Source organism: Bradyrhizobium sp. PSBB068 (assembly GCA_016839165.1).
Taxonomy (GTDB): Bacteria; Pseudomonadota; Alphaproteobacteria; order Rhizobiales; family Xanthobacteraceae; genus Bradyrhizobium.
Window position 1 is genome coordinate 593,340 of record CP069300.1, and the last position, 24,748, is coordinate 618,087.

At 65.0% G+C, this 24,748-nt stretch carries 26 protein-coding genes and 2 pseudogenes; 19 read left to right on the forward strand and 9 right to left on the reverse strand.

Translation table 11 applies throughout. The features are described 5' to 3' along the window. Positions 1–31 precede the first annotated feature (31 nt). A complete protein-coding gene (locus JQ507_02715) occupies positions 32–1,243 on the reverse strand; it encodes a cytochrome P450 (GenBank protein ID QRI70472.1) in 1,212 nt (403 codons plus the stop codon). A 116-nt stretch (positions 1,244–1,359) separates the two neighbouring features. Between JQ507_02715 and JQ507_02720 the strand changes: the two genes are divergently transcribed. The 3 genes and pseudogenes from JQ507_02720 (at position 1,360) to JQ507_02730 (ending at position 3,501) form a co-directional block, all read left to right on the forward strand. After that, the gene (locus JQ507_02720; protein ID QRI70473.1) at positions 1,360–2,085 is read left to right on the forward strand and encodes a TetR/AcrR family transcriptional regulator; all 726 of its coding nucleotides are present in this window, start codon (positions 1,360–1,362) and stop codon (positions 2,083–2,085) included. Positions 2,086–2,302: 217 nt separating this feature from the next. Then, a pseudogene (locus tag JQ507_02725) lies at positions 2,303–2,617 on the forward strand (EamA family transporter). Positions 2,618–3,315: 698 nt separating this feature from the next. Continuing rightward, positions 3,316–3,501 (forward strand): annotated as a pseudogene (locus tag JQ507_02730) (hypothetical protein). A 23-nt stretch (positions 3,502–3,524) separates the two neighbouring features. On the opposite strand, the gene JQ507_02735 reads toward JQ507_02730, so the two are convergent. After that, positions 3,525–3,770 carry a hypothetical protein gene (locus JQ507_02735; protein ID QRI70474.1) on the reverse strand — a complete coding sequence of 82 codons (246 nt, stop codon included), beginning with the start codon at positions 3,768–3,770 and terminating at the stop codon, positions 3,525–3,527. Between the two features lie 178 nt (positions 3,771–3,948). On the opposite strand from JQ507_02735, the gene JQ507_02740 reads away from it, so the two are divergent. The 7 genes from JQ507_02740 (at position 3,949) to JQ507_02770 (ending at position 7,658) form a co-directional block, all read left to right on the forward strand. Then, positions 3,949–4,125: a hypothetical protein gene (locus JQ507_02740; protein ID QRI70475.1), complete on the forward strand. Its 177-nt coding sequence runs from the start codon at positions 3,949–3,951 to the stop codon at positions 4,123–4,125. Next, positions 4,100–4,285 carry a hypothetical protein gene (locus JQ507_02745; GenBank protein QRI73151.1) on the forward strand — a complete coding sequence of 62 codons (186 nt, stop codon included), beginning with the start codon at positions 4,100–4,102 and terminating at the stop codon, positions 4,283–4,285. The genes JQ507_02740 and JQ507_02745 overlap by 26 nt, the downstream gene beginning before the upstream one ends. A 471-nt stretch (positions 4,286–4,756) precedes the next feature. Beyond that, a complete protein-coding gene (locus JQ507_02750) occupies positions 4,757–4,978 on the forward strand; it encodes a hypothetical protein (protein ID QRI70476.1) in 222 nt (73 codons plus the stop codon). A gap of 71 nt (positions 4,979–5,049) precedes the next feature. Further along, positions 5,050–5,730: a transglutaminase family protein gene (locus JQ507_02755; GenBank protein QRI70477.1), complete on the forward strand. Its 681-nt coding sequence runs from the start codon at positions 5,050–5,052 to the stop codon at positions 5,728–5,730. A gap of 41 nt (positions 5,731–5,771) precedes the next feature. Continuing rightward, positions 5,772–6,698, forward strand: coding sequence for a DMT family transporter (locus tag JQ507_02760; protein QRI70478.1), 927 nt, complete (start codon positions 5,772–5,774; stop codon positions 6,696–6,698). Between the two features lie 80 nt (positions 6,699–6,778). After that, positions 6,779–6,964 carry a hypothetical protein gene (locus JQ507_02765; GenBank protein QRI70479.1) on the forward strand — a complete coding sequence of 62 codons (186 nt, stop codon included), beginning with the start codon at positions 6,779–6,781 and terminating at the stop codon, positions 6,962–6,964. A gap of 301 nt (positions 6,965–7,265) precedes the next feature. Beyond that, the gene (locus tag JQ507_02770) at positions 7,266–7,658 is read left to right on the forward strand and encodes a hypothetical protein (GenBank protein ID QRI70480.1); all 393 of its coding nucleotides are present in this window, start codon (positions 7,266–7,268) and stop codon (positions 7,656–7,658) included. Between the two features lie 170 nt (positions 7,659–7,828). On the opposite strand, the gene JQ507_02775 is transcribed toward JQ507_02770, so the two are convergent. The 3 genes from JQ507_02775 to JQ507_02785 all read right to left on the reverse strand — a co-directional run bounded on the left by JQ507_02775 (position 7,829) and on the right by JQ507_02785 (position 10,023). Further along, complete coding sequence (locus JQ507_02775; protein ID QRI70481.1) at positions 7,829–8,278, reverse strand: hypothetical protein; 450 nt, start codon at positions 8,276–8,278, stop codon at positions 7,829–7,831. A 124-nt stretch (positions 8,279–8,402) separates the two neighbouring features. Beyond that, on the reverse strand, positions 8,403–8,774 hold the full coding sequence (locus JQ507_02780) for a DUF883 domain-containing protein (protein ID QRI70482.1): 372 nt from the start codon (positions 8,772–8,774) through the stop codon (positions 8,403–8,405). A 136-nt stretch (positions 8,775–8,910) separates the two neighbouring features. Then, positions 8,911–10,023, reverse strand: a complete 1,113-nt coding sequence (locus tag JQ507_02785) for an AI-2E family transporter (GenBank protein ID QRI70483.1) — start codon at positions 10,021–10,023, stop codon at positions 8,911–8,913. Positions 10,024–10,231: 208 nt separating this feature from the next. Here JQ507_02785 and JQ507_02790 point away from each other — a divergent pair, with 208 nt between their 5' ends. The 3 genes from JQ507_02790 (at position 10,232) to JQ507_02800 (ending at position 11,962) form a co-directional block, all read left to right on the forward strand. Further along, a complete protein-coding gene (locus JQ507_02790; GenBank protein ID QRI70484.1) occupies positions 10,232–11,038 on the forward strand; it encodes a L,D-transpeptidase in 807 nt (268 codons plus the stop codon). A 26-nt stretch (positions 11,039–11,064) separates the two neighbouring features. Then, a complete protein-coding gene (locus JQ507_02795) occupies positions 11,065–11,694 on the forward strand; it encodes a DUF2865 domain-containing protein (GenBank protein ID QRI70485.1) in 630 nt (209 codons plus the stop codon). Positions 11,695–11,806: 112 nt separating this feature from the next. Continuing rightward, a complete protein-coding gene (locus JQ507_02800; GenBank protein QRI70486.1) occupies positions 11,807–11,962 on the forward strand; it encodes a hypothetical protein in 156 nt (51 codons plus the stop codon). A gap of 72 nt (positions 11,963–12,034) precedes the next feature. Here the strand turns inward: JQ507_02800 and JQ507_02805 are convergent, their stop codons facing one another. Both JQ507_02805 and JQ507_02810 read right to left on the reverse strand, forming a co-directional pair. Beyond that, a complete protein-coding gene (locus JQ507_02805) occupies positions 12,035–14,197 on the reverse strand; it encodes a malate synthase G (GenBank protein ID QRI70487.1) in 2,163 nt (720 codons plus the stop codon). Positions 14,198–14,341: 144 nt separating this feature from the next. Further along, on the reverse strand, positions 14,342–15,580 hold the full coding sequence (locus JQ507_02810) for an MFS transporter (protein QRI70488.1): 1,239 nt from the start codon (positions 15,578–15,580) through the stop codon (positions 14,342–14,344). Between the two features lie 80 nt (positions 15,581–15,660). Here JQ507_02810 and JQ507_02815 point away from each other — a divergent pair, with 80 nt between their 5' ends. Next, complete coding sequence (locus tag JQ507_02815; protein QRI70489.1) at positions 15,661–16,665, forward strand: AraC family transcriptional regulator; 1,005 nt, start codon at positions 15,661–15,663, stop codon at positions 16,663–16,665. 166 nt (positions 16,666–16,831) lie between these two features. On the opposite strand, the gene cysC is transcribed toward JQ507_02815, so the two are convergent. Next, positions 16,832–18,751 (reverse strand): adenylyl-sulfate kinase, encoded by a 1,920-nt coding sequence (cysC, locus tag JQ507_02820; GenBank protein QRI70490.1) that lies wholly within the window; start codon positions 18,749–18,751, stop codon positions 16,832–16,834. Between the two features lie 24 nt (positions 18,752–18,775). Further along, a complete protein-coding gene (locus tag JQ507_02825) occupies positions 18,776–19,570 on the reverse strand; it encodes a sulfate adenylyltransferase subunit 2 (GenBank protein ID QRI70491.1) in 795 nt (264 codons plus the stop codon). Positions 19,571–19,823: 253 nt separating this feature from the next. On the opposite strand from JQ507_02825, the gene cobA reads away from it, so the two are divergent. The 5 genes from cobA to JQ507_02850 are packed head-to-tail and all read left to right on the forward strand — an operon-like array spanning position 19,824 to position 24,499. Then, a complete protein-coding gene (gene cobA, locus JQ507_02830; protein QRI70492.1) occupies positions 19,824–21,275 on the forward strand; it encodes a uroporphyrinogen-III C-methyltransferase in 1,452 nt (483 codons plus the stop codon). Continuing rightward, a complete protein-coding gene (locus tag JQ507_02835) occupies positions 21,272–21,589 on the forward strand; it encodes a DUF2849 domain-containing protein (GenBank protein QRI70493.1) in 318 nt (105 codons plus the stop codon). Before cobA ends, JQ507_02835 begins: the two co-directional genes overlap by 4 nt. Positions 21,590–21,616: 27 nt before the next feature. Continuing rightward, positions 21,617–23,272, forward strand: coding sequence for a nitrite/sulfite reductase (locus tag JQ507_02840; protein ID QRI70494.1), 1,656 nt, complete (start codon positions 21,617–21,619; stop codon positions 23,270–23,272). After that, a complete protein-coding gene (locus tag JQ507_02845; GenBank protein QRI70495.1) occupies positions 23,259–23,774 on the forward strand; it encodes a DUF934 domain-containing protein in 516 nt (171 codons plus the stop codon). Before JQ507_02840 ends, JQ507_02845 begins: the two co-directional genes overlap by 14 nt. Continuing rightward, positions 23,771–24,499, forward strand: a complete 729-nt coding sequence (locus tag JQ507_02850) for a phosphoadenylyl-sulfate reductase (protein QRI70496.1) — start codon at positions 23,771–23,773, stop codon at positions 24,497–24,499. The genes JQ507_02845 and JQ507_02850 overlap by 4 nt, the downstream gene beginning before the upstream one ends. Positions 24,500–24,748: the final 249 nt, after the last annotated feature.

Sequence of the window (24,748 nt, forward strand, 5' to 3'; positions counted from 1 at the left end):
CATCGCGCTTTAGCGACCGATCGGTTCGAAGCTACTTGCGCGTGACGCGGACCGGCATCGTGCTGAGCGCCCGCAGGCCCGAGCTGTCGCGGAAGGCGACCGGGCCTGCAATGTCGAACTGCTTCACGCGGCTGGCGAGTGCTGCGATCACGGCCTCCGCCTCCAGCCGCGCCACCATCTGTCCGACGCAGCCGTGGATGCCGACGCCGAAGCCCATGTGCCCGGACAGCCGCCGCCTGACGTCGAACTGGTCGGCATGCTCCCAGCGCGTCTCGTCGCGGTTGGCGGAGGCGAGCAGCAGCAGCACCTTCTCGTGCTTGCCGATCACAACGCCCGCGATCTCGGTCTCGTGCGGCGTGGTGCGGAACACGAACGGCGCCGGCGAATCGAACCGCAATGTCTCGTCGAACGCCGCGCGCGACAGCGACGGGTCGGCGGCGAGCAACGCCCATTGTTCGGGATGCCGCGCCAGCGTGTACAGCGCCATGCCGATCGCGCTGATCGTGGTGTCGAGCCCGGCCGAGAGCAGCGAGCGCACCAGCAGCGGTGCTTCCTCGGCGCTGATCTCGCCGGTGTCGGCCGCCTCGAAGACCTGCGCGCCGAAGCTGCCCGGCCGCAGCGCCTCGCGCTGGCAGCGCGCAGCGACCCAGGGCAGCACGCGCGGCGCCTGCTGCATCAGCTCGCGAAAATAGTCGTTTTCCGGCCCGAAGCCGGCGAACACCATCGCGCCATAGGTCAGGAAGTTCTCGCGGCCCTCCTGGTCGATGCCGAGCGCGTCGGGAAACACGCTGACCGGAAACACCTCCGCGATGTCCTTGATGGCGTCGAACGATCCGCGCTCGACCAGCCCGTCGACGAGCATTGCGGCCTTTGCCTTGAAATCATCGGCGAGCCGCCGCATCGCACCGGGCGACAGGATCCGCGCCAGCACCGCACGGGTCCTTGTATGCAGCGGCGGATCGGCTTCCAGCACGATGCTCGGCGGCCGCCACGGCTTTTCCTTGAAGTGATTCGCAAGCCCGGCGCCGCCGGCGTTGCTGAAGTTGAGATGGTCTCCGAAGATTGTCTTGACCTCGGCAAAGCGCGGCACGGCCCAGATGTCGTATCTGGTCAGGCGAATGACCGGCGCTGCGGCACGCAGCTCGGCATAGGTGCCGTAGGGATCGGCCCGCGTCGCCGGGCTGAACGGATCGAAATCACTGCGGATAGTTTCGCCGGCAAGGGGACTCACAGCGGTGCTCATCGGATCCTCCCATCCTGTGACCAGTTAATTGACCGTAGTCAATTAACTGGAGTATGGCAAGTGGGCACGACCTCGTTTCGATTCCATCGGACCGGAAAAGGCTCTAGGAGACGGTAATGTCGATCGAGGAGCGACCCAGCAGGGGTGCGCGGCGCTTTCAGCGCCGGGCGCGCCAGGAGGCGGACAAGGAGGCGCTGAAGGCGCTGATCCTTCAGACCGCGCGCAAGGAGTTCGCCGCCGGCACGCTCGAGACCGTCTCGATCCAGAAGATCGCCGACGCGATCGGCTATTCGAAGGGCACCGTCCTCAAATACTACCCGACCAAGCTGTTGCTGCTGCTCGCGGTGAAGCAGCAGAACCTCGAGGCGGTTGCCGCAGCGCTCGAGCGGGTCCGCGCGCAGACTGCCGACAGCGATCTGCGGCTGCGGCGGGTGATGGAAACCTACCTCGACTACTGGGCCGACAATCCCGATCACTTCCGATCGCTGTTCTCGATGTCCGGCACGGTCGAGGACCGCCGGTTTCCTGACGGCGTCTATTTCGGCGAGACGGAGATCGCGCGCCGTAGCTACGAGCTGTTCGTGGTCTCGGTGCGGGAATTTCTCGCCGCGCATGGCGCCGAGCCGGGGCCGGGCCTGCCGCAACGGCTGGCGACCGCGCTACTCGCGGCGACCCATGGCGTGGTCGCGCTGACCCTCGGCACGCCGACCATGAAGCTTCCCGACATGCGCGGCACCGGCCGTCTCCTGATCGCGAGCCTGATCGATGCCTGGACGGCCAGACTTGCCGTCGCGCGGAAAAGCGAGGGCTGGCCGCGGATCTCGACCGGCACCTTCGCCTGATGGTGGTATTCGCGCGTGCATGCGTGGTGTGGTGTCCCTCGTCATTCCGGGGCGCGCAAAGCGCGAGCCCGGAATCCATTTCGCCACAGAACCTGCAGCCTGATGGATTCCGGGCTCTCGCTTCGCTAGCCCCGGAGTGACGAATGGACGACGCGACGCACGGCGGCATACGCGAAGCGAAGTGGAATCGCATGGCTCGCCCTGCTAAGCGCGGCCCATGGACACGACGCAACGCGACCGGACGGTCGGCTTTCTTTGCCTGGAGGTGACGGCGTTCGGCTGGGCGCTGAACTGGCCGCTGATGAAGCTGCTGCTGCAACAATGGCCGCGGCTGTTCGCCCGCGAGCTCGCCGGCACTTGCGCGGCGGCGATCCTGGGCACGCTGGCGCTGGTCCGCGGCCAGTCGCTCGCGGTGCCGCGTGAGGCGATCCCGCGGCTGCTTTTCGCCTCCTTCACCAACGTCTTTGCCTGGATGGGCTTCGGCACCATCGCGATGAAGTTCGTCACGGTCGGCGAGGGCGCGCTGCTTGCGATTGAACACGTCGGGGCACGCCTGGCAGCATAACTATTGACCCGGCGCTTTCCAGCTCAGGGGTCTTTTCTTTGGTGCTTTCAGGAAATCCCTGCAAATAATTCGAGCGCGATTCACACATGTGATTTCTGGAACAGGCGCCCATGGCCAATCATCCCGGTCACTGGGCAGGGCTGTTTCATTAAGATCAAAATACAAGCCCAGAAGGGGCCGCCAATTTTCGGCAAGTGGCGGTTCGGCGTGAGAATGGGAATACGAAACGGCCTCAGCTAGCGCCTGCTAGCTGGGGCCGTTTTTCATCTAGGAACGAGCGCGGCGCGCCGAGTTGTTCTTGCGTCCGGGTGCTGCACCCTGCCGGGCAGTATCAGGACGACCAAAGTGCAACTGCGCGGCCTCAGCCTGTGCCCCCTCGCTGGGGCCGTTTCTTTGGGAGGCTCGGAGCTATTGCTTCGTCTCTTGCGAGGGGCTGACTTTGCCGAAGCTTTGATGAAATCAAAGTGGCTGCCGAGCACGCCAACTAGATCGGAATGACGTTAGGTTGAATCGGTTTGGCCACGAACACGATTCACCTCTCCCCGGCGGGGAGAGGTGAACTTCCGATGCCGTTCCAGCTCAACCTAATCCCATCCCGCTCTAGTCTAGAAAGGCACGCGGGCGTTTTCGGGAGGCCGGTGTCCGGTCGGTACGGAGGCCGAAGGAACGGACATCGGCACATCGCGTTCTCCTGAAAAGGGAGCTTGGCCATGCGCAAGGCGATCGCGCGGCTTGATGCGGAGCAGAAGGCGCAGCTGCTTTATCTGGCGGACCTCGGCACGGCGATGTTCACGTCCGCACTCGTGGTCTGCACCCTGAAAGCGGCCGTTGACCTCTTCGTCGGCAGCTGAATGCCGCCTGTGAATGCGCGCCGTCACGCGTCGCTTGGCGCATCCTCTCCCTGCGTGTGGCCGTCAGGCCCTCGATCGAACACCCCGTAGTCGCTGGATTTCACTCCGGCTGAACCGTCGACGCCAACGCCGGCCAGACCGAGCCTGAGCAGCTCGCGGACCGCTGCGGCGCGGGTCGGCATGCGATGCTTGAAGCGGAAATCATCGAGGGCAGCCAATTCCTCAGGCGACAACATCACTTGCAGTCGCTCGGCGCGCAACTCGTTCATCGCAAGATACCCAGACTTAGCTGTTTGAGTAACTTGCTAAACGAGCAAACTTTCCGTGAGTTCCCACGCTTTAGACAAAAGCATCAAATTAGCAAAATTATCAAGCAAAATCAATATCTTATGTAAAAAATTGGGAACGGTCCGGCGGTCTGCTTCGTTGTGTTGCGGGAGTGATGCCATGACCAACGACGTCAAGCTGCCCCGCAAGCTATCCGAGGAGCCGGGAGCGCCGGAACCGCGGCGCCCGAGCCACGCTCGGATCATCGATCAACTCGACCGTTGGGCCAATAGCCCCGGTCTGCAACCGCCAAGGATGGACGATGGAGAGGATGATTCAACGACGGAAGCGATCTGAGCCCCACACATTCGAGCAGCGCCTCGAGGAACACCGCGTGCGGCTAGAAAACTTGCTCGCTCAGTTGCCCCCCGGCGCCGAGCGCGAGCAGATCATTGCGCGCATCGATCAACTGAAGACGGCGGTGGAGCTCAACGCGATGCTCTCGACGACCGCATAGACGGATCGCGGCCACGCCGCGCGGCGGGCCGCTCAGCATCCTCGGCAGACCGAATTCAGCTTTGCCTTGAGGGCGGGACCGTCCCCCAGTGCGACGGCATCGAAGGTCATCGGCAAGATAAACTGGAAGTCTTCGCCCGCCGTGTCCGCAGGGAATGGCGGGCGGGGCGCGGGCCTGGAGCAGACGGTTGGAAAAATCCTGTCTCCATGCTGCGGCTGAAGGGGTGACTTTTGGGGCTGCGCTGCTCTCGGCGAGTGTGGGAGCCGTGGCAGCAAAGAGCAAAGCAATACAAATGAACGCCGGCGCCGGCCACTTTGCATGGGGTTGTTTTCGATATTTCGGCCTGTGCGGGTACCGTTCCAAAAAGTGAAGGGCCGGAGGTATCCTCTGCCGCCGGAATCCTTGGCGCGCGCGGGGCCAGCCGGTAGGATGGAACCCGGACGTGGCCAGGGACCAGGGGAAGACCGTAGAATGAAGCATGTCGACGTCGCGGTGATTGCTGCCACGCTGTGGCTGCTGGCGTCGATGGTGCTGGACATCCTGACGCCGAAGTCGATCACCGTGTTCATGATCGCAGCCGCGCTCGCCCCGCCGTTCCTGATCGGGATCGCCATCCATTTCGCGCGCGAATATTTCAAGGCCAAGCGGCGCAGCTACCAGCCGCCGCAATGGGACGAACGCTTCAGGAACTAAGCGGGGCAGGGCTGCAAGAAGCGCTGCGTCAGCCGCATTGAACTGCGTCCATGGCTTGCTAAGCTTGCGCCATGACCGAGCAACTCACCGACACGATCAGCCGCCTCTACACCGACCCCGGCGAATATGTCGACAGCGACCATCCCGCCGTCGAGGCGTTCGCCCGCGCCGCCGTTCCACGCGGGGCCAGCACCCGCGAGATCGCGAGCCGGCTCTACACCGCGGTGCGCGACGGCATCCGCTACAACCCCTATGTCAGCATGCGTTCGCCGGAGAGCTATCGCGCCTCCAGCGTGCTCGCCGCCGGCAACGGCTATTGCGTCGGCAAGGCGGCGCTCTATGCGGCGGCCTGCCGGGTCCACGGCATCCCGGCCCTGGTCGGCTTCGCCGATGTCCGCAACCATCTCACCACCGAGAAGCTGCGCCAGAGCATGGGCTCGGACCTGTTCACCTGGCATGGCTTCACCGAAGTGTTCGTCGACGGCGCCTGGCGCAAGGCGACCCCGACCTTCAACGACACGCTGTGCGCCAAGCTCGGCGTCAAGCCGCTCGACTTCGACGGCCATTCCGACGCGCTGCTGCATCCCTTCGATGGTGAGGGCCGTGCCTACATGCAATACGTCAACGATCACGGCAGCTATCACGACGTTCCCGCCAAGTTCCTGATGCGCGAGATGGCGCGCGAATACGCCAACATGCAGGGCGAGGACATGTCCGGCCGCGACATGGAGCGCGAGGCCGCGGAACAATAATAGCGGGCGCGGGCCTGCGCACCGGCTGAGGGGGCGGTGTCATGGATGCGGAGCTGCCGAAAGCGCCGGTCGGCCGCCCGGCCACCGGTTGGGACGGCGCGATCGCACTGATCGGCTTCATGCTGGTCGCGGTCGCGCAGGCCTCCAACCAGGTTCTGGCGCGCGGCCTTGCAGGCTCGGTGCCGCCGTTCTCGCTGGCCTTCTTCCGCTGGAGCATCATCGCGATCGGGCTGGCGCCGTTCGCGGTCGCGGCGATCCGCGACGGCAAGATCCCGCTGGCGCAGAACCTCTGGCCGATCCTCGCCGCCGGCTTCCTCGGCATGTTCCTGTGCGGCGGCCCGGTCTACATCGCGGGCATCACCACCACCGCGATCCACATCGCGCTGATCTTCGCGCTGTCGCCGATCATGGTGCTGTTGATTTCGGCCGCGCTCGGCATCGAGCATATCGGTCCGCTGCAATGGCTCGGCACGGCGCTGGCGCTCGCCGGCGCGCTCTTGATCGTCTCCGGCGGTCACCTCGAAACGCTGACGCAATCGAGCGCGGCCTGGGGCGATCTGCTGGTGGTGGGTGCGATGCTCGGCTGGTCGGGCTACACGCTGGTGCAATCGCGCGTCGCGCCGCGCGCCTCGCTGCTGGCGCGGGTCAGCCTGTTCTCGGCGGCGGGCGCGCTGTGCTCGCTGCCGCCGGCGCTGCAGGAGATGTGGGCGACGCCGGCTGCGGTGTTCAACGCGAGGGCGTTCGAGGCCTATGTGTTCGCCGGTCTGGTGCCCGGCCTGATCGCCTATGCCGGCTTCGCCTGGCTCGGCGCCCGGTTCGGCTCGGTGCGGACGTCGCTGGTGCTGTACGTCGCGCCGATCGCGAGCGCGCTGTTGTCGTGGATCATCCTCGGCGAGCCGCCGAAGCCGATCCATCTGGTCGGCGGCTTGCTGATCCTCGGCGGTGTCTGGGCCAGCCTGCGCAAATAGGCCAGCTCCCCGCCATTGCAACTTTTCCCGGCCTCGTGCGTTGAATCCAGCGTTGATTCAAGAACTTAGTTGGAGGCCGCATGAATCTCACTCCCCAGCAACGGAAAGAGCGTGATGCGCAGCGTCAGCAAGAGGCGTCGCAGGCGATGAAGGAGCATCGCGCCAACGAGAAGGCCTTCTACGACAATTTCCAGCGCCTCAAGGCCGAGCGGCAGGCGCGCGAAGCGGCGGGATCAGGGACGTCGGCGCAGCCCGGTTCGAAATAACACCGGCAACCGACCTCATCATGCAATCAAAGATGCAATCGCGCGACGTACCGCCCAAAAAAGAGCAGGGCGCGACCGGCATCACCACGGTCGCGCCCTACGTCGCCGGTCAATGGGGCAGGGGGAATAACCGGCTCTTGCAATGACGCGCAGACCCCGGAGTCGTTCCGCGCCAATCGAAATTTTTTCGTACACGGTTAAGTGATGGTCGGACGCGAGAACCGCACAGGTTTAGTTCGCGTTGTGTCCGTGATCGCCGAGGGATTGCTGAGCGAATTTCCATGGGGCGAGGGACATCACCATGTCAAAGATTCAAAAGGGAATTTTCGCTGCGTTGGCGGTCGGACTGACGCTCGGCGCGGTCCAGCTCGCATCCGGACACGATCTCATTGGCAGTCAGCAGGTCACCACCGCATTGGCGCCGGAGAGCGCCGTCAATCGTGCCGCCAAAACCGACCGTGCCGCGGTTCCATCGAGCAACCTGCCGAGCCGGACCGTTGCACTGAAGCTCGACCGGTTGCCGGACACGTCGGTGCTGGTCCGCGTCCCCATGGCGCGGGAAGAGGCCCGCAATCACTCCGCAGCGCCTGCCCGGGCCCGGCCCGGCGATACCCGCAAGGTCGCCTGCGAGCCGGTGGTCAGCGTCCTGACCGAAGTGGCCAAGCTGCTGCAGCCCGGCCGCTGCGTGACCTGACGGGCGAACGCCAACTCAGCAGGCAACACTGTCATCGCCCGGCTTGACCGGGCGATCCAGTATTCCAGAGACAGTTGTAACTATGCGGATGAGCCGCAGCGTACTGGATCGCCCGGTCAAGCCGGGCGATGACATGGTGGGTGCGGCTTGCACCTTGCCGGGTACGCAGGCTATTCTTCCTCTTCCGCCTCAGCACCACTCGCGGCACTGCGGCTTGCCATCAGGCCGAGCGCGAGGCCGCCGACCACCAGGATCGGGATCAGTCGCTTGACGCCGACGGCGCGGACAATCTGCAGACCGGTGGCGATCAAGGCGGGATCGGCGAACATGGTTGCCGCGGCCGATTTCGCGGCCTTGGCCGCCTTCTCTGCGCGCCGCTGCATCTCACGCTTGTGCGCCACGTACACGGCAACGACGATCAAGGTGACGACCAGGAACAGGGCGGCGCCGGCGAGGCACGCCTCCACCGGTCCGTAGTGCTGCAGCACATACACGAAGGCCGCCGCACAGAGGAAGGCGAGGGTGATGAACAGCGCGATCGCGGCGGCCGCGGCCAGCGACGTCAGCCGCAGCGCGCTGCCGGTGGATTGCTTGACGTCATCGATCAGCCGCTGAAGCATTGACCAGCCTTGTCTTCGACCTTGCCGTGAAAAGCGCATCGACAAACGAGGCGGCGGCGCGCCACCGCTGCCATCTCGTCCAGAATGGTGGTTTGCGCATGACCACCATCGGGTTGAATCGGATCTAGCGCCGCCAGGTGACGCCGATCAAAAAGCCGATGCCGAGCGCCAGGCCAACGGTCGCCAGCGGCCGCTGCGTGATCACCTCTTCCAGCGACTCCTCGATCGAGGAGGCAGCTTCCTGCGCTGCGCCCATCATCGCGCTGCCGCGCTCCGACATGTCGTCGAGCGCATCTTCCGCGTTGGCGCGCGCATCCTTGTAGCGGCGGCGAGCCTGCTTCCCCGCGTTGTTGGCAAATGAGTTGAGCGCGTCGGTGATCTGTTCGGTGAGGGCTGCAATGTCGTTCTTCACGGCGGTGACATCCTTTTCCAGGCGTTCGTAGGTCGCTTTGTCGGTCATGTTCTTGATCCCAAATACGCTGTCCGTGTTCGACATCGGAGGCTCCCGCTTCATTCGCGTATTGCGAGAAAAACGCCGCGCATCACGCAAAGTTCCATATGCGAAACTGTAGCTTCTTGTTCGTGCGCCTTATTCACGCGAACCGCTGCCCACTTCGCTTGAAAACGCTTTGCTATCCTTCGGGCAACTGCGGCGAATTGACCGGCATCAAATGCTCCTTGACGATCAATGCCACGATCAGCAGCGGCGACGACAGGAAGGCGCCCATCGGGCCCCACAACCAGGTCCAGAACGCAAGGGCGAGAAAGACGGCGAGCGCATTCAGCGACAGCCTGCGGCCGACGATCGTCGGTGTCACGAAATGCCCTTCCATGAAGGTCACGACGGCAAAGCAGGCCGGTGCGATCAGTCCGGCGCCGATGGCCGGCGCGGAGATGATGCCGACCACGACCAGCACCACGAACATCGCGACCGGGCCGATGATCGGGATGAAGTTCAGCGTCGCGGCGAGCGCGCCGAGCCCGGCCGGATTGGGCATGCCGGTCGCCGCGCAGATCGCGCCGGTGACGATGCCGACGCCGACATTGATCATCGTCACCGTCAGCAGATAATTGCCGAGATGGGTTTCGAGCTCGTTGAGGATGCGCAGCGTACGTAGCCGCGCTTCGCGTTCGCTGAAGGTCATCACCAGCGCGCGGCGCAGGTCCTTCCAGCTCGCGATGAACAGGATCAGGGTGGCGACGAACAGCAGGAATTCGGCGAAGGTCGGCGACAGGAATTCCAGCGTCGGCTGCACCCATTCGAATTTCGGCATCTGGAAGCTGGCCAGCGTGTCGGAGCCGCCGACCATGCTCTGCAATTCCTGCCACAGCGCAAGCGGCCGGTCGAACACGTGCAGCTTCTGCCTCAGGATCGCGCCGAGCTCGGGCAGACGCGAACTCCATTCCATCACTGGTGAGGCGATCAACCCGACCATGAAGGCAACGGCAGTGCCGACCGCGATCACGATCAGCACGGCGCCGAGCGCGCGCGGGATCCGGTAGCGCTCGAGCCGGCCTGCCGCCGGCGACAGCATGGTCCCGACAATGAAAGCCATGGTGATCGGAAGGAAGAAGGCGCGCGCCAAATAGAGCACCCCAACGATGACAATGATCAGCAGGGCGACCAGCGCGAAGGCGACGACCTCGGCGCGGCTGATCAGCGGCGGCAGTTCAGCCTTGCTGTCGGGGAGGGGCGTGCCTTCGGGGGCGTTGCCAAGCAGACGTTCACCCGGAAAGGCGCGCACCAGTTTCCTCCCGCACGAGGACACATGAATTTCGTATCAAATTGCGCGTGACAACGACCGCGCCCGGCAGAAGTTCCATCGCGGGTTCGTGAGATACGGCGGGTTGACAATCGCGGCTTCGCGACGATTCGGCCGGAACTCTGTGGCGGCCACGCGCGTTGGCTTGGCATCGCATCACCACGATGCGCATCCCGTCCAGGGGCAGCACATGACACAGCAGTCTTTCTCCAGCCGCCGGCTTGCGTCGCGCGCCGCGCGCACCTTTGCTTTCGCCGGCGTCCTGTTCGTGACGCCATTCATTGTCACCACTTCGGCCAACGCCCAAGCGCTCGGCTATGCGTCGACGCAGCCGGGCGCATTCCCGTCCGACCAGGCGATGACCGATCCTTCGACCGAGGCCACCGAGGACGGCGTGCTGCCGGAGCGGCTGCGCCGCACCACCGTCGCGCTCAACACGTCAGAGGCGCCGGGCACGATCATTATCGATACCGGCAACACCGCGCTGTATTACGTGCTCGGCGGCGGCCGTGCGATCCGTTATGGCGTCGGCGTCGGCCGCGAGGGCTTCACCTGGGCCGGCACCCAGACCATCAGCCGCAAGGCGGAGTGGCCGGACTGGCATCCGCCGGCCGAGATGATCAAGCGCCAGCCCTATCTGCCGCGCTTCATGGCCGGCGGGCCGGGCAACCCGCTCGGTGCCCGCGCGATGTATCTCGGCTCCAGCGAGTACCGCATCCACGGCACCAACGATCCCTCGACGATCGGCAAGTTCGTCTCGTCGGGCTGCATCCGCCTGACCAATGAGGACGTCTCCGACCTGTTCAGCCGGGTCGATGTCGGCACCAAGGTCGTGGTGCTGCCGAAGAACGCACCGCACCTTGCCGCGCGTGAGCTCGGCCCATCCACGACGCAGATCTCGGTCCGGCCGGCGCCGGTGCAGCCGCGCCCCGCGGTCATGACGCTGCCGTCCGGCCGTCAGGCGATGAACATCCCGGCGACTTCGTCGTTGTACTGAGCATCGGCGTTGGACCGGGGATCGGTATGATGAAGCTCAATTCCAGGCGGTGGGCGTTCGGGACGGCGGCCTTGCTCGGCCTGTCCCTTGCGCCCGCGGCACAAGCCCAGGATTTCTTCTCACAATTGTTCGGCGGCTTCATGCAGGGCCGTCCGCCGGTGATCCGGATGCCGTTCGACGACGGTCCGGCGCCTGTGCCGCGGGCCGAGCGACGTGCGCGCTATGACGGCGGGCAGGCCTATTGCGTGCGCACCTGCGATGGCCGCTATTTTCCGCTGGCTGCGACCGGCAACCAGAGCAAGGCCGAGAGCTGCAACAGCTTCTGCCCGGCGAGCGCGACCGAAGTGGTCTATGGCGGCAACATCGACAATTCCGCGACGGAAGACGGCAAGCCTTATTCCGAGTTGCCGAACGCATTCCGCTATCGCGACGAGATCGTCTCCGGCTGCACCTGCAACGGCAAGGATCCCGTCGGGCTCGCTGCAGTGAAGATCGAGGACGATCCGACCTTGCGCAAGGGCGACATCGTCGCCGGCAAGGATGGGCTGATGTCGGTCAGCCGCCCCGACCGTCGCGGAGCCTCGCTCAACTTCACGCCGGCGCCGGAACGCATCCGCGCCAAGTATGAGCGCGCGCCGGTGCTGGCGCGCGAATAACGCCGCTCGGATCAGTCCAGCGAGATCCGGTTCCGGCGTAAGGAACCGGACTTCCTCTCGCACGTTAGGTCAGTGCGAACAGCACATTCATCGATGCCACCAGGGGGCCCGCATGCTCGTCGGCGTACTCGTCACTTTCCTTGTCATTATTCTCGTTCTTTATCTGATCAACATGCTGCCGCTCGACGGCCGCGCCAAGCAGATCGCGCGCGTCGTCGTCATCATCATCGGCATCGTCTCGCTGCTGAAATATCTCGCGGTGTTCTAGCGCCGTCAGCGGCGCTAACAAAAAAGCCCCGGCTCATCGCCGGGGCTTTTACGTGTCGTCGCGATCCTGAGATCAGCCGGCGGCCTTGGCCTCGCGGCGGCGCGCGGTGAGGATGTATTCCGTGTAGCCGTTCGGCTGGGTGCGGCCCTCGAACACGAGGTCGCAGGCCGCCTTGAAGGCGACGCCGTCGAACGCCGGCGCCATTGGCTTGTAGAGGGGATCGCCGGCGTTCTGCTTGTCGACCACGACAGCCATGCGCTTCAGCGATTCCATCACCTGGTCTTTGGTGATGACGCCCTGATGCAGCCAGTTGGCCAGATGCTGGCTCGAGATGCGGAGCGTGGCACGGTCTTCCATCAGGCCGACATCGTGGATGTCGGGCACCTTGGAGCAGCCGACGCCCTGGTCGATCCAGCGCACGACGTAACCCAAAATGCCCTGGCAGTTGTTGTCGATCTCCTGTTTCAGGTCGTCAGGCGCCCAGTTCGACTGCGACACCGGAATGGTGAGGATGTCGGACAGCTTGGCGCGCGGGCCGCCCTTGGCGAGCTCCTGCTGCCGCGCTGTTACGTTGACCTGGTGATAGTGCAGCGCGTGCAGCGTTGCGGCGGTCGGCGACGGCACCCAGGCGGTGGTGGCGCCGGCCTGCGGATGGCCGATCTTCTGCGCCAGCATGTCCGCCATCTTGTCGGGTGCGGCCCACATGCCCTTGCCGATCTGGGCATGGCCGGGCAGGCCGCAGGTCAGGCCGTTGTCGACGTTCCAGTCCTCATAGGCCTTGATCCACGGCTGGGCCTTCATGTCGTTCTTGCGGATCATCGGACCCGCTTCCATCGAGGTGTGGATCTCGTCGCCGGTGCGGTCGAGGAAGCCGGTGTTGATGAACATGATGCGCTTGGAGGCGCGCTGGATGCAGGCCTTGAGGTTGACCGTGGTGCGGCGCTCCTCATCCATGATGCCGACCTTCAGCGTGTTCTCCGGAAGGCCCAGCATCTTCTCGACTTCGGCGAACAGGTCGCAGGTCAGCGTCACCTCGTCGGGGCCGTGCATCTTCGGCTTGACGATATAGGCCGAGCCGGTGCGGCTGTTCTTGACCTTGGAATTGCCCTTGAGGTCGTGGATCGCCAGCAGGCCGGCGACCGCGGCGTCGAGCAGGCCTTCCGGGATCTCCTCACCCTTGGCGTCGAGCACTGCGTCGGTGAACATGTGGTGGCCGACATTGCGCATCAGCAGCAGGCTGCGGCCGTGCAGCTTCAGCTCGCTGCCGTCGGGCTTCTTGTAGACGCGGTCGGCGTTGAGCGAACGCGTCAGCGTCTTGCCGCCCTTGTCGAAATCGGCCGACAGCGTGCCGTTCATCAGGCCGAGCGTGTTGCGATAGACCAGCACCTTGTCTTCGGCGTCGACCGCGGCAACCGAGTCTTCCATGTCGAGAATGGTGGAGACCGCCGATTCCAGGATCATGTCGGCGACACCGGCCGGATCGTCCTTGCCGATGACGTTGCTGCGGTCGATCTTGACCTCGACATGCATGCCGTTGTTGACGAGCAGGATCGCGGTGGGCTGGGCGGCATCGCCCAGATAGCCGGCGAACTGGGCGGCGTTCTTCAGCGCTGTCGCATTGCCGCTCTTCAGCTTGACCGAGAGCTGGCCCGCGATCACGGCGTAGGAGGTGACGTCGGTGTGGCTTCCGGTCGCGAGCGGCACGGCGACGTCGAGGAACGCCTTCGCCTTGGCGATCACCTTGTCGCCGCGGGCCTTGTTGTAACCCTTGCCAGACTCGCTCGGATCATGCGGGATCGCGTCGGTGCCGTAGAAGGCGTCGTACAGCGAGCCCCAGCGCGCGTTGGCGGCGTTCAGCGCGTAGCGGGCGTTGGTCAGCGGCACCACCAGCTGCGGGCCGCAGATCTTGCCGATCTCTTCGTCGACATTTGCGGTCTCGACCTTGTGGGTCGCGGGCTCCGGCAGCAGATAGCCGATCTCCTTGAGGAAGGCGGTGTAGGCATCGATGTCGAACGCCTTGCCCTTGTGGGCGCGATGCCAGTCGTCGATCTTGGCCTGCAAGGTGTCGCGGACCGCGAGCAGCTCGCGGTTCTTCGGGCCGAGCTTCTGGATGATGGCGGCGAGTCCTGCCCAGAACGCGTCCGGCGCGATCCCGGTTTTCGGTGTCGCCTCCTTGGCGATGAAATCGAACAGGACAGGGGCGATCTTCAATCCATGGGCATCGACACGAGTCATGATGGGCTTTCTCAAAGAAATGGGCGTTTAGGCGCTGCTTTCGTAAGAAATCAGCAAAAAACGCGCCAAAGGGCCGCGTTCACGGCCCTTTTAGCCCTAAAGCCACGGCTCTGAGAAGGCCCCTTTCCAGCCGCACGCTCCCGCTCAAGGCGCCGTGGTCCGGACCTTGGTGGCGATCAGCAATGCGGCGAGTACCAGGGGAATTGCGCCCGCTACGAACACCGCCGACGCGCCCATCGCATCAAGGACGATCCCGCCGCCGGCCGCGCCCATCGTGATGCCGAGGAAAATCGAGGCCACCGTCAGCCCGGTGCCGCTTTCGGTCTCGTCGGGCACCATGCGGGTGATCCAGGTCGTCGTCGCCACCGGCACGCCGCTGAAGGCGAATCCCCATAGTGCGACCAGCGCGAGCGCGGGAACGAGGTCCTTGCCATAGAGCGAGAGCAACAGGCCGAGCACGCCGATCGCCAGCGGCATCGCGATCAGCGTGAGCTTGAGCTTGCGCTCGGCCATCAGCCCGCTGGCGAAAGAGCCGACATAGTTGGCGACGCCGAACGCCAGCAACGTCGCTGCGACGCCGGCAGCGCCAAGCCCGGTCACGCTTTCAAGGAAGGGGCGGATATAGCCGAAATAGCCGAAATGTCCGGTGAAGACCAAGGTTGCCGCGAATATGCCGGCGCCGATACCGGGCCGGGTCAGGATCTCGAACAGGGTGTCGAGCCCGGCTTCGCCTCTCGGCGCCAAACGCGGCAAGGCCAGCGCCTGGATGACGAACACCGCTGCGCCCAATGCCGTGGCCAGCAGGAACACGATGCGCCAGCTCGCCACCTCGCCGAGATAGCTGCCGAGCGGAACGGCGATGATCATCGCGGCGGGAATGCCGCTCATCACGATCGACAAGGCCCGCGCAACCAGCGAGGGCGGCACCAGCCTGATCGTCGTCGCTGCCGCCATCGCCCAGAAGCCGCCGATGGCGAGGCCGAGCACGATCCGCGCGGCGAGCAGGAACGTGATGTTCGGCGCCAATGCCACCAGCAGGTTGGAGATCACTAGCAGAATCGAAAAGCTCAGCAGCACCGGCTTTCGATTGAAGCTGCGCGTCAGCCTCGGCGTGAACAACGCGCCGACCAGACCGGCCAGCGAGGTCGCGGTCACCGCCTGTCCGGCGAGGCCCGGACTGACTCCGAGGTCCCTTGCCATCGGTGTCAGCACGCCGGACGGCAGGAACTCCGCCGTCAGAAGGGCGGTGACGCCGAGCATCATGGCGACGACGGCGCCCCAGGCCGGCGCGATCTGCTCGTCACCAAATTTGAGGGCGGCGTCGCCCGGCGTCAGCGCAACGGCATCGGCGTGCGCCAGGGCGGGGTCCAGTTCTTGATCCATCGACCGAAACTTCCATCTTATGTTGCAGCGCCGCAGACATAGGCTGGAGGTTTTGGACAATCTATGCCAGATTCGCGCTAATGTTTGATCATTCGTCCAGATCGTCCGCCGCCGATACGACCGACGCCGCCGTCGATCTGGTGAGCGAATTGCTGCTCGGCATGCGGCTCGAGGGTGTTCACTACCGTCGGGTCGAGACGCGGGCGCCGTTCGGGTTTCGGTTCGAGACGCCGTATGGACGCGCGCAATTCCACTTCGTCGCCCATGGCACGGCGCTGCTGCGCTACGCCGATGCGACCTTGCATCCCCTCGGATGCGGTGACGCGATTTTCCTGCCGCGCGGCGGCGCGCATGATCTCGTCTCGGCCCCTGACGAGCCGAGTTGCGACGTCGAGCGTTTCGCGACCGAGACGCTCTGCGGCAACGTCGATGTGACGTCGGCCTGTCCTGAAGGATGCCCGCAGGACGATCAGGTCCTGGTGTTCAGCGCCTGCATGAATTTCGATCTTGGCGGGATGCGTCCGCTGATCGCCCTGATGCCGGAAGTGATGCGGGCCGATACGTTGCTGGCGCGCCAGCCGGAAATCGAACCGATGCTGAAGGCCATGGAGCGGGAGACCTGCACGCCGCGGGCCGGCTCGGTCGGTGTGATGGCGCGGCTCGCCGACGTTCTTGCCGCATCGATCGTGCGCGGCTGGGTCGAATGCGGCGGCGACAACGCCATGGGCTGGTTCGAGGCCTTGCGTGATCCGCGTCTCGGCCGCGCGATCGGTGCGCTGCATCGCGCGCCCGGCCGCAACTGGACGGTCGCCGAATTGGCGGCGGAGGCGGGCTGCTCGCGCTCGCTGTTCGCCGACCGCTTCCAGTCGATGACCGGGCTATCGCCCGCGCGCTATCTCGCCGAGTTGCGTATGCGGCTGGCGTCACAATGGATCGAGCATGAGCGGCAGCCGATCGACGTGATCGCGCAACGGCTGGGCTATGCGTCACAGGCGGCCTTCAGCCGCGCGTTCAAGCGCATCACCGGGCAATCGCCGGGGATGGTGCGGCACGCGGCCGGAAGCCGCCGCGCGGCGGCGGAATAGCTGCGCGCGGAGCGGTCGAATGACAGCGCGCCGCTCGTCTCTCACACCGCCGTCATGCCCCGCTTCAAGCGGGGCATCCAGTACGCCGGGGCCTATCGGCTCGACAATTGCTGTCTCTGGAATACTGGATCGCCCGGTCGAGCCGGGCGATGACAGGTGAGCAAGATCAGATATTCGCCGCGAGGTCGGCCGGCTCGTCGAACAGGATGCCGGTCGCGGCCAGCATCCGCTCGATCTCGTCGGTCGCATCGCTGACCGAGCGGTTCGAGGTGTCGATGGTCAGTTCATTGCCGGCCGGCGCCTGGTAGTCGTTGGTGATGCCGGTGAACGACGGCAATCCGCCGGCGCGCGCCTTGGCGTAATGGCCCTTGGGATCGCGGGTCTCGCAAACCTCGGCCGGGGTCGCGACATAGACTTCGCGGAATGCGCTGTCGGCGATACGGCGCGCGGCTGCGCGGTCGGCCGCCGACGGCGACACCGCGGCGACGATCGCGATATGGCCGTTGCGCGCCAGATGGGTCGCGACCTCGGCGAGGCGGCGGATGTTCTCGGTGCGATCCTGCGGCGAGAAGCCGAGGTCGCTGTTGAGCCCGGCGCGGAAGGTGTCGCCATCGAGCAGAATCGGCGAGCCGCCGTTGCTGAACAGGCGCCGCTCCAGCGCCCGCGCCAGCGTCGATTTGCCGGAGCCGGGCAGGCCGGTCAGCCAGACCACCGCGCCATTGTGGTGGTAGCGCGCCGAGCGCTCGTCGGGCCGCAGCGCAGACTCCACCGGCACGATATCGATCGGCACTGCAGGGCGGCCGGTGTCGACCGACAGCACGAGGCCGCCGCCGGCGATGCGGCCGTTGACCTCGATCACGAGGCGGCCGGTGCGGGGATTGTCGGTGTAGGGATCGGTCGCAACCGGCTGCGCCAGCGAGATGTCGATCTCGCCGACATGGTTGCGCGCGATCGCTGAGTTCTCTTCGTTGGACAGTGCGCCGGGATCGATCGCCTTCTCGATCGCGACCACGGTGGCGCGGCTTTCCTTGGTGCCGAGCCGGATCAGGATCTGCTCGCCCTTGGTCAGCGGCTTGTCGTGCAGCCAGAAGATCCGGGCGCGGATGCGGCGGGTGTCGCGCGGGCTCTGCCCGGAATGCCCGATGATGTCGCCGCGCTCGAGGAACAATTCGCGGTCGAGCGTAATGCCGACCGAGCGGCCGGCGCCTTGCGGGCCTCCGACCGGCGTCACCGGCCAGCTCTCGACCGTCTTGATCTTCGCGATCTTGCCGGTCGGCATGATGACGATCTCGTCGCCGGCCTTCAGGCTGCCGGACTCGACGCGGCCCGCCACGATGCGGCGGTCGTCGAACTTGTAGATCGCCTGCACCGGCAGCCGCAGCGGCAGCTCCGCCAGCGGCCTTGCCGGCTCGAGCGCGTCCAGCGCCTCGACCACGGTCGGTCCGTTGTACCATTCGATCCGCGGGGTGTGCTCGGCGACGCCGTCGCCATCGCGCGCGGAGATCGGGACAACTGCGGTCGGCGTCACGCCGAGGCCGATCAGATGCGCCGAAATTTCCGCACTGATCTCGTTGAATCGCGCAGCGCTGAAATCGACCCGGTCCATCTTGTTGACGACCACCGCGACCTGCTTCACGCCGAGCAGGTGCAAGAGATAGCCGTGCCGGCGGGTCTGCGAGCGGACGCCTTCGAGCGCGTCGATGATCAACACCGCGCCATCGGCCTGCGAGGCGCCGGTGATCATGTTGCGCAAGAACTCGGCGTGGCCCGGCGCGTCGATCAGCACGACGTCGCGCGAGCGGGTGCGGAAGCGGATCTGGGTGGTGTCGATGGTGATGCCCTGGTCGCGCTCGGTCTGCAGCGCGTCGAGCAGGAACGACCATTCGAACGGCATGCCGCGCCGCGCGCTGACCGCCTTCAGCATCTCCAGCTTGCCGTCCGGCAGGCTGCCGGTCTCGTGCAGCAGTCGGCCGACCAAAGTGGACTTGCCGTGGTCGACATGGCCGACGATGACGATGCGCACCTGGGGACGGGTGGTGCCGTTGGGGGTCGCCGAGATCGAAGCGGAGGGAAGGATCATGTTCATCAAAGCACTCAAGCCAGACGGGGATCAGAGATAGCCGGCGACGCGCAGCCGCTCGAACGCATCCTCGGTTTCGTGATCGAGCGCGCGGCCGGCGCGCTCCGGGATCTTGGTGGCGTCGAGCTCGGCGAGGATCTCGTCGATGTTGGATGCGGTGGATGCAACCGGGTTGGTGATGTCCTGATCCCCCAGCGAGCGGTAACGCTTGCCGTCCTTGGCGAGATAGAGCGGGATGATCGGAATGCCTTCGCGCTTGGTGTAGGCCCAGATGTCGGCCTCGGTCCAATGCAGGATCGGATGGATGCGCAGATGCGCGCCTTGCGGCGGCGAGGCGTTGAAGTGATCCCAGAACTCCGGCGGCTGGTCGCGGACGTCCCATTCGCCTTCGGTGCCGCGCGGCGAGAACACGCGTTCCTTGGCGCGGGTCGCCTCTTCGTCGCGGCGGATGCCGGCGATCAGCCCGTCGAAGCCATACTTATTAAGTGCAAGCTTCAGACCCTCGGTCTTGCGCGCGGCGGAACGTGCGGCCGGCGGCAGGGTCGGGTCGACGCTGTCGATCGGCGGGCAGGGCTCGACGCGGAGGTCGAGGTCCCATTCCTTCGCGAAACGGTCGCGGAACGCATACATCTCGGGAAACTTCTTACCCGTATCGACATGCATTGCCGGGAACGGAACGCGGCCGAAAAACGCCTTGCGCGCCAGCCAGATCATCACGTTGGAATCTTTGCCGAGCGACCACAGCAGCGCCAGCTTCTTCAGCCGGGCGAACGCCTCGCGCAGGATGTAGATGCTCTGGGCTTCCAGCTCGTCGAGATGGTCCATCGACGAGGGTGCCCGATCAGGTTCCGGCACGGAAGATGCTTTAATAGAGCCTGCGGCAGCGCTTGTTTGCGGCAGCCTGTCCACGCCGGATTCATTGTCGAGAAGATGCATCTATCGGCCTTGGCTTGCGGAGGTGAAAATTCTACAGTTGCGCCGCAATATAGAAGAAATAATTTTCTATTTTTCGGCCTTGATCGACAGATAAATAGAAAATAATTTCAGTCAACCCCTAAGTTGGGGAAGCGAGTAACTGATGCGATACCTGCCCGTATTTCTGGACCTCCAAAGCGGCAAGGTGCTCCTGATTGGCGCCGGCGAGCTTGTGCGCGCCAAGTTGCGGCTGCTTGCAGCAGCAGGCGCGCGGGTCCGTTGGTATGCGACCGACGGCGATCATGATCTCGCCGGCATCGCGGTGGAGGACGCTGCCCGCATCGAACGTGCCGAGGGAGATCCGCTTGCGGCCGATCTCTCTGACGTCATTGCGATTCTCTGTGCGGGGGCAGGCGACATCGGCGTTCCGATGTCGGTGCGCGCGAGAGCGGTCGGCCTGCCGGTCAACGTGATGGACGACCTTGTGCACTCCACCTTCATCATGCCGGCGATCGTCGATCGCGGTGATGTGGTGGTCGCGGTCGGCACTGGCGGCACGTCGCCGGTGGTGGCTCGCCGCATCCGCGAGAAGATCGAGGCGGCGCTGCCGGCACGGATCGGCGATCTCGCCGGCTTCATCGGCCGCGTCCGCAAATCAATGCATGCCCGCATCGACGAGTTTCCGCTGCGCCGCCGCTTCTGGGAGCGCATCATTGACGGTCCGATCGGTGCGCTGGTGCTGGCCGGCCGCAACGATGATGCCGAGCAGGCGCTGAAGGCGATCGAAGATCCTGCCGCATTTGCTGGCGCCGATACGGAAGGCAAGGCTGTCGGTCATGTGACGCTGGTCGGCGCCGGTCCCGGCGATCCGGATCTGCTGACAGTGAAAGCGCTGCGCGCGCTGCAGGATGCCGACGTCGTGTTCTATGACGAATTGGTGTCAGTTGAAATTCTGGACCGCGTCAGGCGCGATGCCGCGCGGATTCCGGTCGGTCGCCGTGTCGGCAAGCCCGGCATCGGCCAGGACGCCACCAACCGCCTGATCATCGAGGCGGCGCAGTCGGGGCAGCGCGCGGTGCGGCTGAAGGGCGGCGATCCCTTTATCTTCGGCCGCGGCGGCGAGGAAGTCGAAGCGCTGCGCGACGCCGGCGTCGCCTACTCGATTATTCCTGGCGTCTCCGCCGGTCTCGGCGCAGCCGCGCAATTCGAGGTGCCGCTGACCTTCCGGCACGAGGCGCTGCGCATCACCTTCCTGACCGCGCACAAGGCGCGCGATGCCGAGGTCGTCGACTGGTCCGTGCTGACCGACACCAAGATGACCGTCGTGGTCTATATGGGCATGACCGCCGCGCCCGCGATCCGCGAAGGCCTGCTCGCCGCCGGCCGCTCGCCGGAGACGCCGGTCGGCGTGTTCGCGCGCGTGACGCGGCCCGACGCCAAGGCTGCCGTCGGCACGTTGGCGCGGCTGCCAGAACTCGTCAAACAGGTCGACGGCGGTCCCGCCGTCCTCATCATCGGCGATGTGGTCGCGCATTCCGCGCCGTGGAGCCGATCCAACGTCACCCAACTGTTCTCCAACCAGATGTTCTCCGAACTGCTGAAAGCTGCCGAATGACCTCTCCGCTTGAACAGAAGAAAATCAAGATCACGGGCCCCTCGATGGTCACCGCCAACCGGACCTGGGACGGTGCCGTGGTGTACCGAACCGCCAAGCAGGGCTGGTCCACCGAACTCGCCGACTCCGCGATCGTGACCACGTCCGACGAGGCCCGCGCGCTGCTGGCCGAAGCCACCGCCGACGACGTCGGCGCGGTGGGTCCCTACATTGCACCGGTCGAGCTGAAGGACGGCGGCAAGGTCAAGCCCGGCAATCTCCGCGAACATATCCGCGCCAAGGGCGTCACCATCGATCTCCAGGTTCCCGCGTAAGGCGCGCCGCGTTAAGGCTTATCGAACATGTATGCTTATGACGAACTCGACCGCACGCTGATCAACGAGCGTGTTTCGGAATTCCGCGACCAGGTGAAGCGCCGCCTTTCCGGCGAGCTCACCGAGGATGAATTCAAGATCCTGCGCCTGCAGAACGGCGTGTATCTGCAGCTGCACGCCTACATGTTCCGGGTCGCGATCCCCTACGGCACGCTGTCGTCGAAGCAGCTGCGCCGGCTCGCCCATGTCGCGCGCCGCTACGACCGCGGCTACGGCCACTTCACCACCCGGCAGAACATCCAGTTCAACTGGATCAAGCTCGCCGAGCTGCCGGACGCGCTGGCCGATCTCGCCGAGGTCGGCATCCACGCGATGCAGACCTCCGGCAACAACATGCGCAACGTCACCTCGGACCAGTGGGCCGGGGTCGCGCCGGGTGAGATCGAGGATCCGCGGATCTGGTCGGAGATCATCCGCCAGCACACCACGCTGCATCCGGAATTCTCGTTCCTGCCGCGCAAGTTCAAGATCGCGATCACCGCGTCCGAGCACGACCGCGCGGCGATCAAGGTCCACGACATCGGCTTGCGCCTGCACAAGAATGCCGACGGCGAGACCGGCTTCGAGGTGCTGGTCGGCGGCGGTCTCGGCCGCACGCCGTTCATCGCCAAGACCATCAAGCCGTTCGTTTCCGGCCGCGATATCCTGAGCTACATCGAGGCGATCCTGCGGGTCTACAACCAGTACGGCCGCCGCGACAACATCTACAAGGCGCGGATCAAGATCCTGGTGCACGAGCTCGGCATCGAGAAATTCGCCAAGGAAGTCGACGAGGAATGGAAGGCGATGGGCGATGTCGGGCTGACGCTCGACCACGCCGCCATCGAGGAGGTCCGCTCGCGCTTCTCCTATCCGGCTTACGAAAAGCTGCCGCACATGCCGGACGAGCTGAAGCAGGCCGCGAATGATCCGCTGTTCGAGCGCTGGCGCAAGAACTCGGTATTTCCGCACAAGGTGCAGGGCTATTCGATCGTGGTGCTGTCGCTGAAGCCGGTCGGCGGCCCTCCGGGCGATGCCACCGCCGAGCAGATGGATGCGGTCGCCGACCTCGCCGACAAATATTCGTTCGGAGAGATCCGCGTCGGCCACGAGCAGAACCTGGCGCTGCCGCATGTCGCCAAGCGCGACCTGCCGGCGCTGTTCAAGGCGCTCGACCGGCTTGGGCTCGCGACGCCGAACGTCAATCTGGTGACCGACATCATCGCCTGCCCGGGGCTGGATTACTGCTCGCTGGCCAATGCGCGCTCGATCCCGATCGCGCAGGAGCTGACGCGGCGTTTCGCCAACCACGACACCGCCGACCTGATCGGCCGGCTGCACATCAATATCTCCGGCTGCATCAATGCCTGCGGCCATCACCATGTCGGCCACATCGGCATTCTCGGCGTCGAGAAGAATGGTGAGGAATTCTACCAGATCACGATCGGCGGCCGCGCCGACGAGAACGCGCAGTTGGGTACCTTGATTGGCCCGGCCGTTCCCTATGCGGAAGTCGCCGACGTGATCGAAGACATTGTCGAAGCCTATCTCGCGCTGCGCGACCGTCCCGAGGAATTGTTCGTCGACACGGTGAAGCGTCTGGGTGTCGAGCCGATCAGGGAGCGCGTCTATGCCACTCGTTAAGCAGGGAAGAATCACGACCGATCCGTTCGTGCGTGTCGCCGACGGTGCCGAACTGCCGGGTGACGGCGCGGTGCTGGTCACGGCCGAACGCTTTCTCGCCGATCCCGAGGCGCTGCTGCGCCGTTCCGGCAAGCTCGGGGTGATCTGGCCGAACAACCGCAGTCTCGAGGATCTCGTGCCGCATCTCGATCGTCTCGCTTCGGTCGCGTTGGTGTTTCCGACCTTCCGCGACGGCCGCGCCTACAGCCAGGCGCGCCTGCTGCGCGAACGTCATGGCTATGACCGCGAGCTGCGCGCCATCGGGCAGATTCTACGCGACCAGTTCGTGTTCATGACACGTGCCGGCTTCGACGCCTTCGAGGTCAAGAAAGATGCCGATGCCGATGCGTTCGCCGCGACCATGAAGCGCTATTCGGTGTTCTACCAGCCGACCGGCGACGGCCGCGTCACCGCACTCAATCGCCGCATGCAGCTGCGTCACTCGGAGAGCGCGAGCCAGTGAGCACGCTTGCACCAGAGCTCGCTGCGACGCCGGCCGCATTGCCCGCAGCCGATGTGCTCGATCGCGCGCTACGCACGGCTTCGCCCGCCGAGGTGATCGCTGCCGCCTTGCGGATAGTCGGCCGCGAGAAGTTGGCGCTGGTGTCGTCGTTCGGCACCGAGTCCGCGGCACTGCTCAAGGTGATGGCGGACGTCGATCCTTCGATCCCTGTAGTCTTTCTCGATACCGGCTGGCTGTTCGAGGAGACGCTGGCCTATCGCGATACGCTGATCGAGACGCTCGGCCTTACCGACGTGCGCTCGATCAAGCCGGATGAAGCAGCGTTGTCGCGCCAGGATCCGGACCGCGAATTGTGGTTCACCGATCCCGACGCCTGCTGCCGGATCCGCAAAGTGGAGCCGTTGGCGCGGGCGCTGAAGCCGTTCGCCGGCTGGATCAACGGCCGCAAGCGTTTCCAGGGCGGCGCCCGCACCGACATCCCGGTTGTCGAGGACGATGGCGTCAGGCTCAAATTCAATCCGTTCGCCAACGTCTCCCGCGAGGAGATCGAGGCGATCTACACCCTCGGCAAGCTGCCGCCGCATCCACTTGTCGCATCGGGATATCAGTCGGTCGGGTGTATGCCTTGCTCGAGCCGGTCCGCTGCCGGCGAGGATGCACGCGACGGCCGCTGGCGTGGCCGGGCGAAGACGGAATGCGGCATCCACACGATGAAGATGTCGTAGGGCCTGATTCGGAAAGTGCGCAGCGGTTTTCCTGCGACAAACGTGAAGCGTTTGCGCGGGGATCATGCTCGAAAATGCCTTCGATCGCGATGATCTTTCATCGCGATTTGGGGACGCGACAAAGCCTTCGCAGCGTGGCGACTTCGTAGCACAAGCGCGCTGCGCCGCTGAAAACAAAGAAAACCGGTTTTGTTGACTTAGGGGCGCTTCACCGTGAGTTATGTCTTGGGTGTTCCCTGACATTCTCAG

Excerpts from the sequence above, each read along its gene's own strand:
- JQ507_02715 (QRI70472.1), bottom strand. The coding sequence starts at position 1,243 with ATGAGCACCGCTGTGAGTCCCCTTGCCGGCGAAACTATCCGCAGTGAT.
- JQ507_02720 (QRI70473.1), top strand. The coding sequence starts at position 1,360 with ATGTCGATCGAGGAGCGACCCAGCAGGGGTGCGCGGCGCTTTCAGCGC.
- JQ507_02735 (QRI70474.1), bottom strand. The coding sequence starts at position 3,770 with ATGAACGAGTTGCGCGCCGAGCGACTGCAAGTGATGTTGTCGCCTGAG.
- JQ507_02740 (QRI70475.1), top strand. The coding sequence starts at position 3,949 with ATGACCAACGACGTCAAGCTGCCCCGCAAGCTATCCGAGGAGCCGGGA.
- JQ507_02745 (QRI73151.1), top strand. The coding sequence starts at position 4,100 with ATGATTCAACGACGGAAGCGATCTGAGCCCCACACATTCGAGCAGCGC.
- JQ507_02750 (QRI70476.1), top strand. The coding sequence starts at position 4,757 with ATGAAGCATGTCGACGTCGCGGTGATTGCTGCCACGCTGTGGCTGCTG.
- JQ507_02755 (QRI70477.1), top strand. The coding sequence starts at position 5,050 with ATGACCGAGCAACTCACCGACACGATCAGCCGCCTCTACACCGACCCC.
- JQ507_02760 (QRI70478.1), top strand. The coding sequence starts at position 5,772 with ATGGATGCGGAGCTGCCGAAAGCGCCGGTCGGCCGCCCGGCCACCGGT.
- JQ507_02765 (QRI70479.1), top strand. The coding sequence starts at position 6,779 with ATGAATCTCACTCCCCAGCAACGGAAAGAGCGTGATGCGCAGCGTCAG.
- JQ507_02770 (QRI70480.1), top strand. The coding sequence starts at position 7,266 with ATGTCAAAGATTCAAAAGGGAATTTTCGCTGCGTTGGCGGTCGGACTG.
- JQ507_02775 (QRI70481.1), bottom strand. The coding sequence starts at position 8,278 with ATGCTTCAGCGGCTGATCGATGACGTCAAGCAATCCACCGGCAGCGCG.
- JQ507_02780 (QRI70482.1), bottom strand. The coding sequence starts at position 8,774 with ATGTCGAACACGGACAGCGTATTTGGGATCAAGAACATGACCGACAAA.
- JQ507_02790 (QRI70484.1), top strand. The coding sequence starts at position 10,232 with ATGACACAGCAGTCTTTCTCCAGCCGCCGGCTTGCGTCGCGCGCCGCG.
- JQ507_02795 (QRI70485.1), top strand. The coding sequence starts at position 11,065 with ATGATGAAGCTCAATTCCAGGCGGTGGGCGTTCGGGACGGCGGCCTTG.
- JQ507_02800 (QRI70486.1), top strand. The coding sequence starts at position 11,807 with ATGCTCGTCGGCGTACTCGTCACTTTCCTTGTCATTATTCTCGTTCTT.
- JQ507_02805 (QRI70487.1), bottom strand. The coding sequence starts at position 14,197 with ATGACTCGTGTCGATGCCCATGGATTGAAGATCGCCCCTGTCCTGTTC.
- JQ507_02810 (QRI70488.1), bottom strand. The coding sequence starts at position 15,580 with ATGGATCAAGAACTGGACCCCGCCCTGGCGCACGCCGATGCCGTTGCG.
- JQ507_02815 (QRI70489.1), top strand. The coding sequence starts at position 15,661 with ATGTTTGATCATTCGTCCAGATCGTCCGCCGCCGATACGACCGACGCC.
- cysC (QRI70490.1), bottom strand. The coding sequence starts at position 18,751 with ATGAACATGATCCTTCCCTCCGCTTCGATCTCGGCGACCCCCAACGGC.
- JQ507_02825 (QRI70491.1), bottom strand. The coding sequence starts at position 19,570 with ATGGACCATCTCGACGAGCTGGAAGCCCAGAGCATCTACATCCTGCGC.
- cobA (QRI70492.1), top strand. The coding sequence starts at position 19,824 with ATGCGATACCTGCCCGTATTTCTGGACCTCCAAAGCGGCAAGGTGCTC.
- JQ507_02835 (QRI70493.1), top strand. The coding sequence starts at position 21,272 with ATGACCTCTCCGCTTGAACAGAAGAAAATCAAGATCACGGGCCCCTCG.
- JQ507_02840 (QRI70494.1), top strand. The coding sequence starts at position 21,617 with ATGTATGCTTATGACGAACTCGACCGCACGCTGATCAACGAGCGTGTT.
- JQ507_02845 (QRI70495.1), top strand. The coding sequence starts at position 23,259 with ATGCCACTCGTTAAGCAGGGAAGAATCACGACCGATCCGTTCGTGCGT.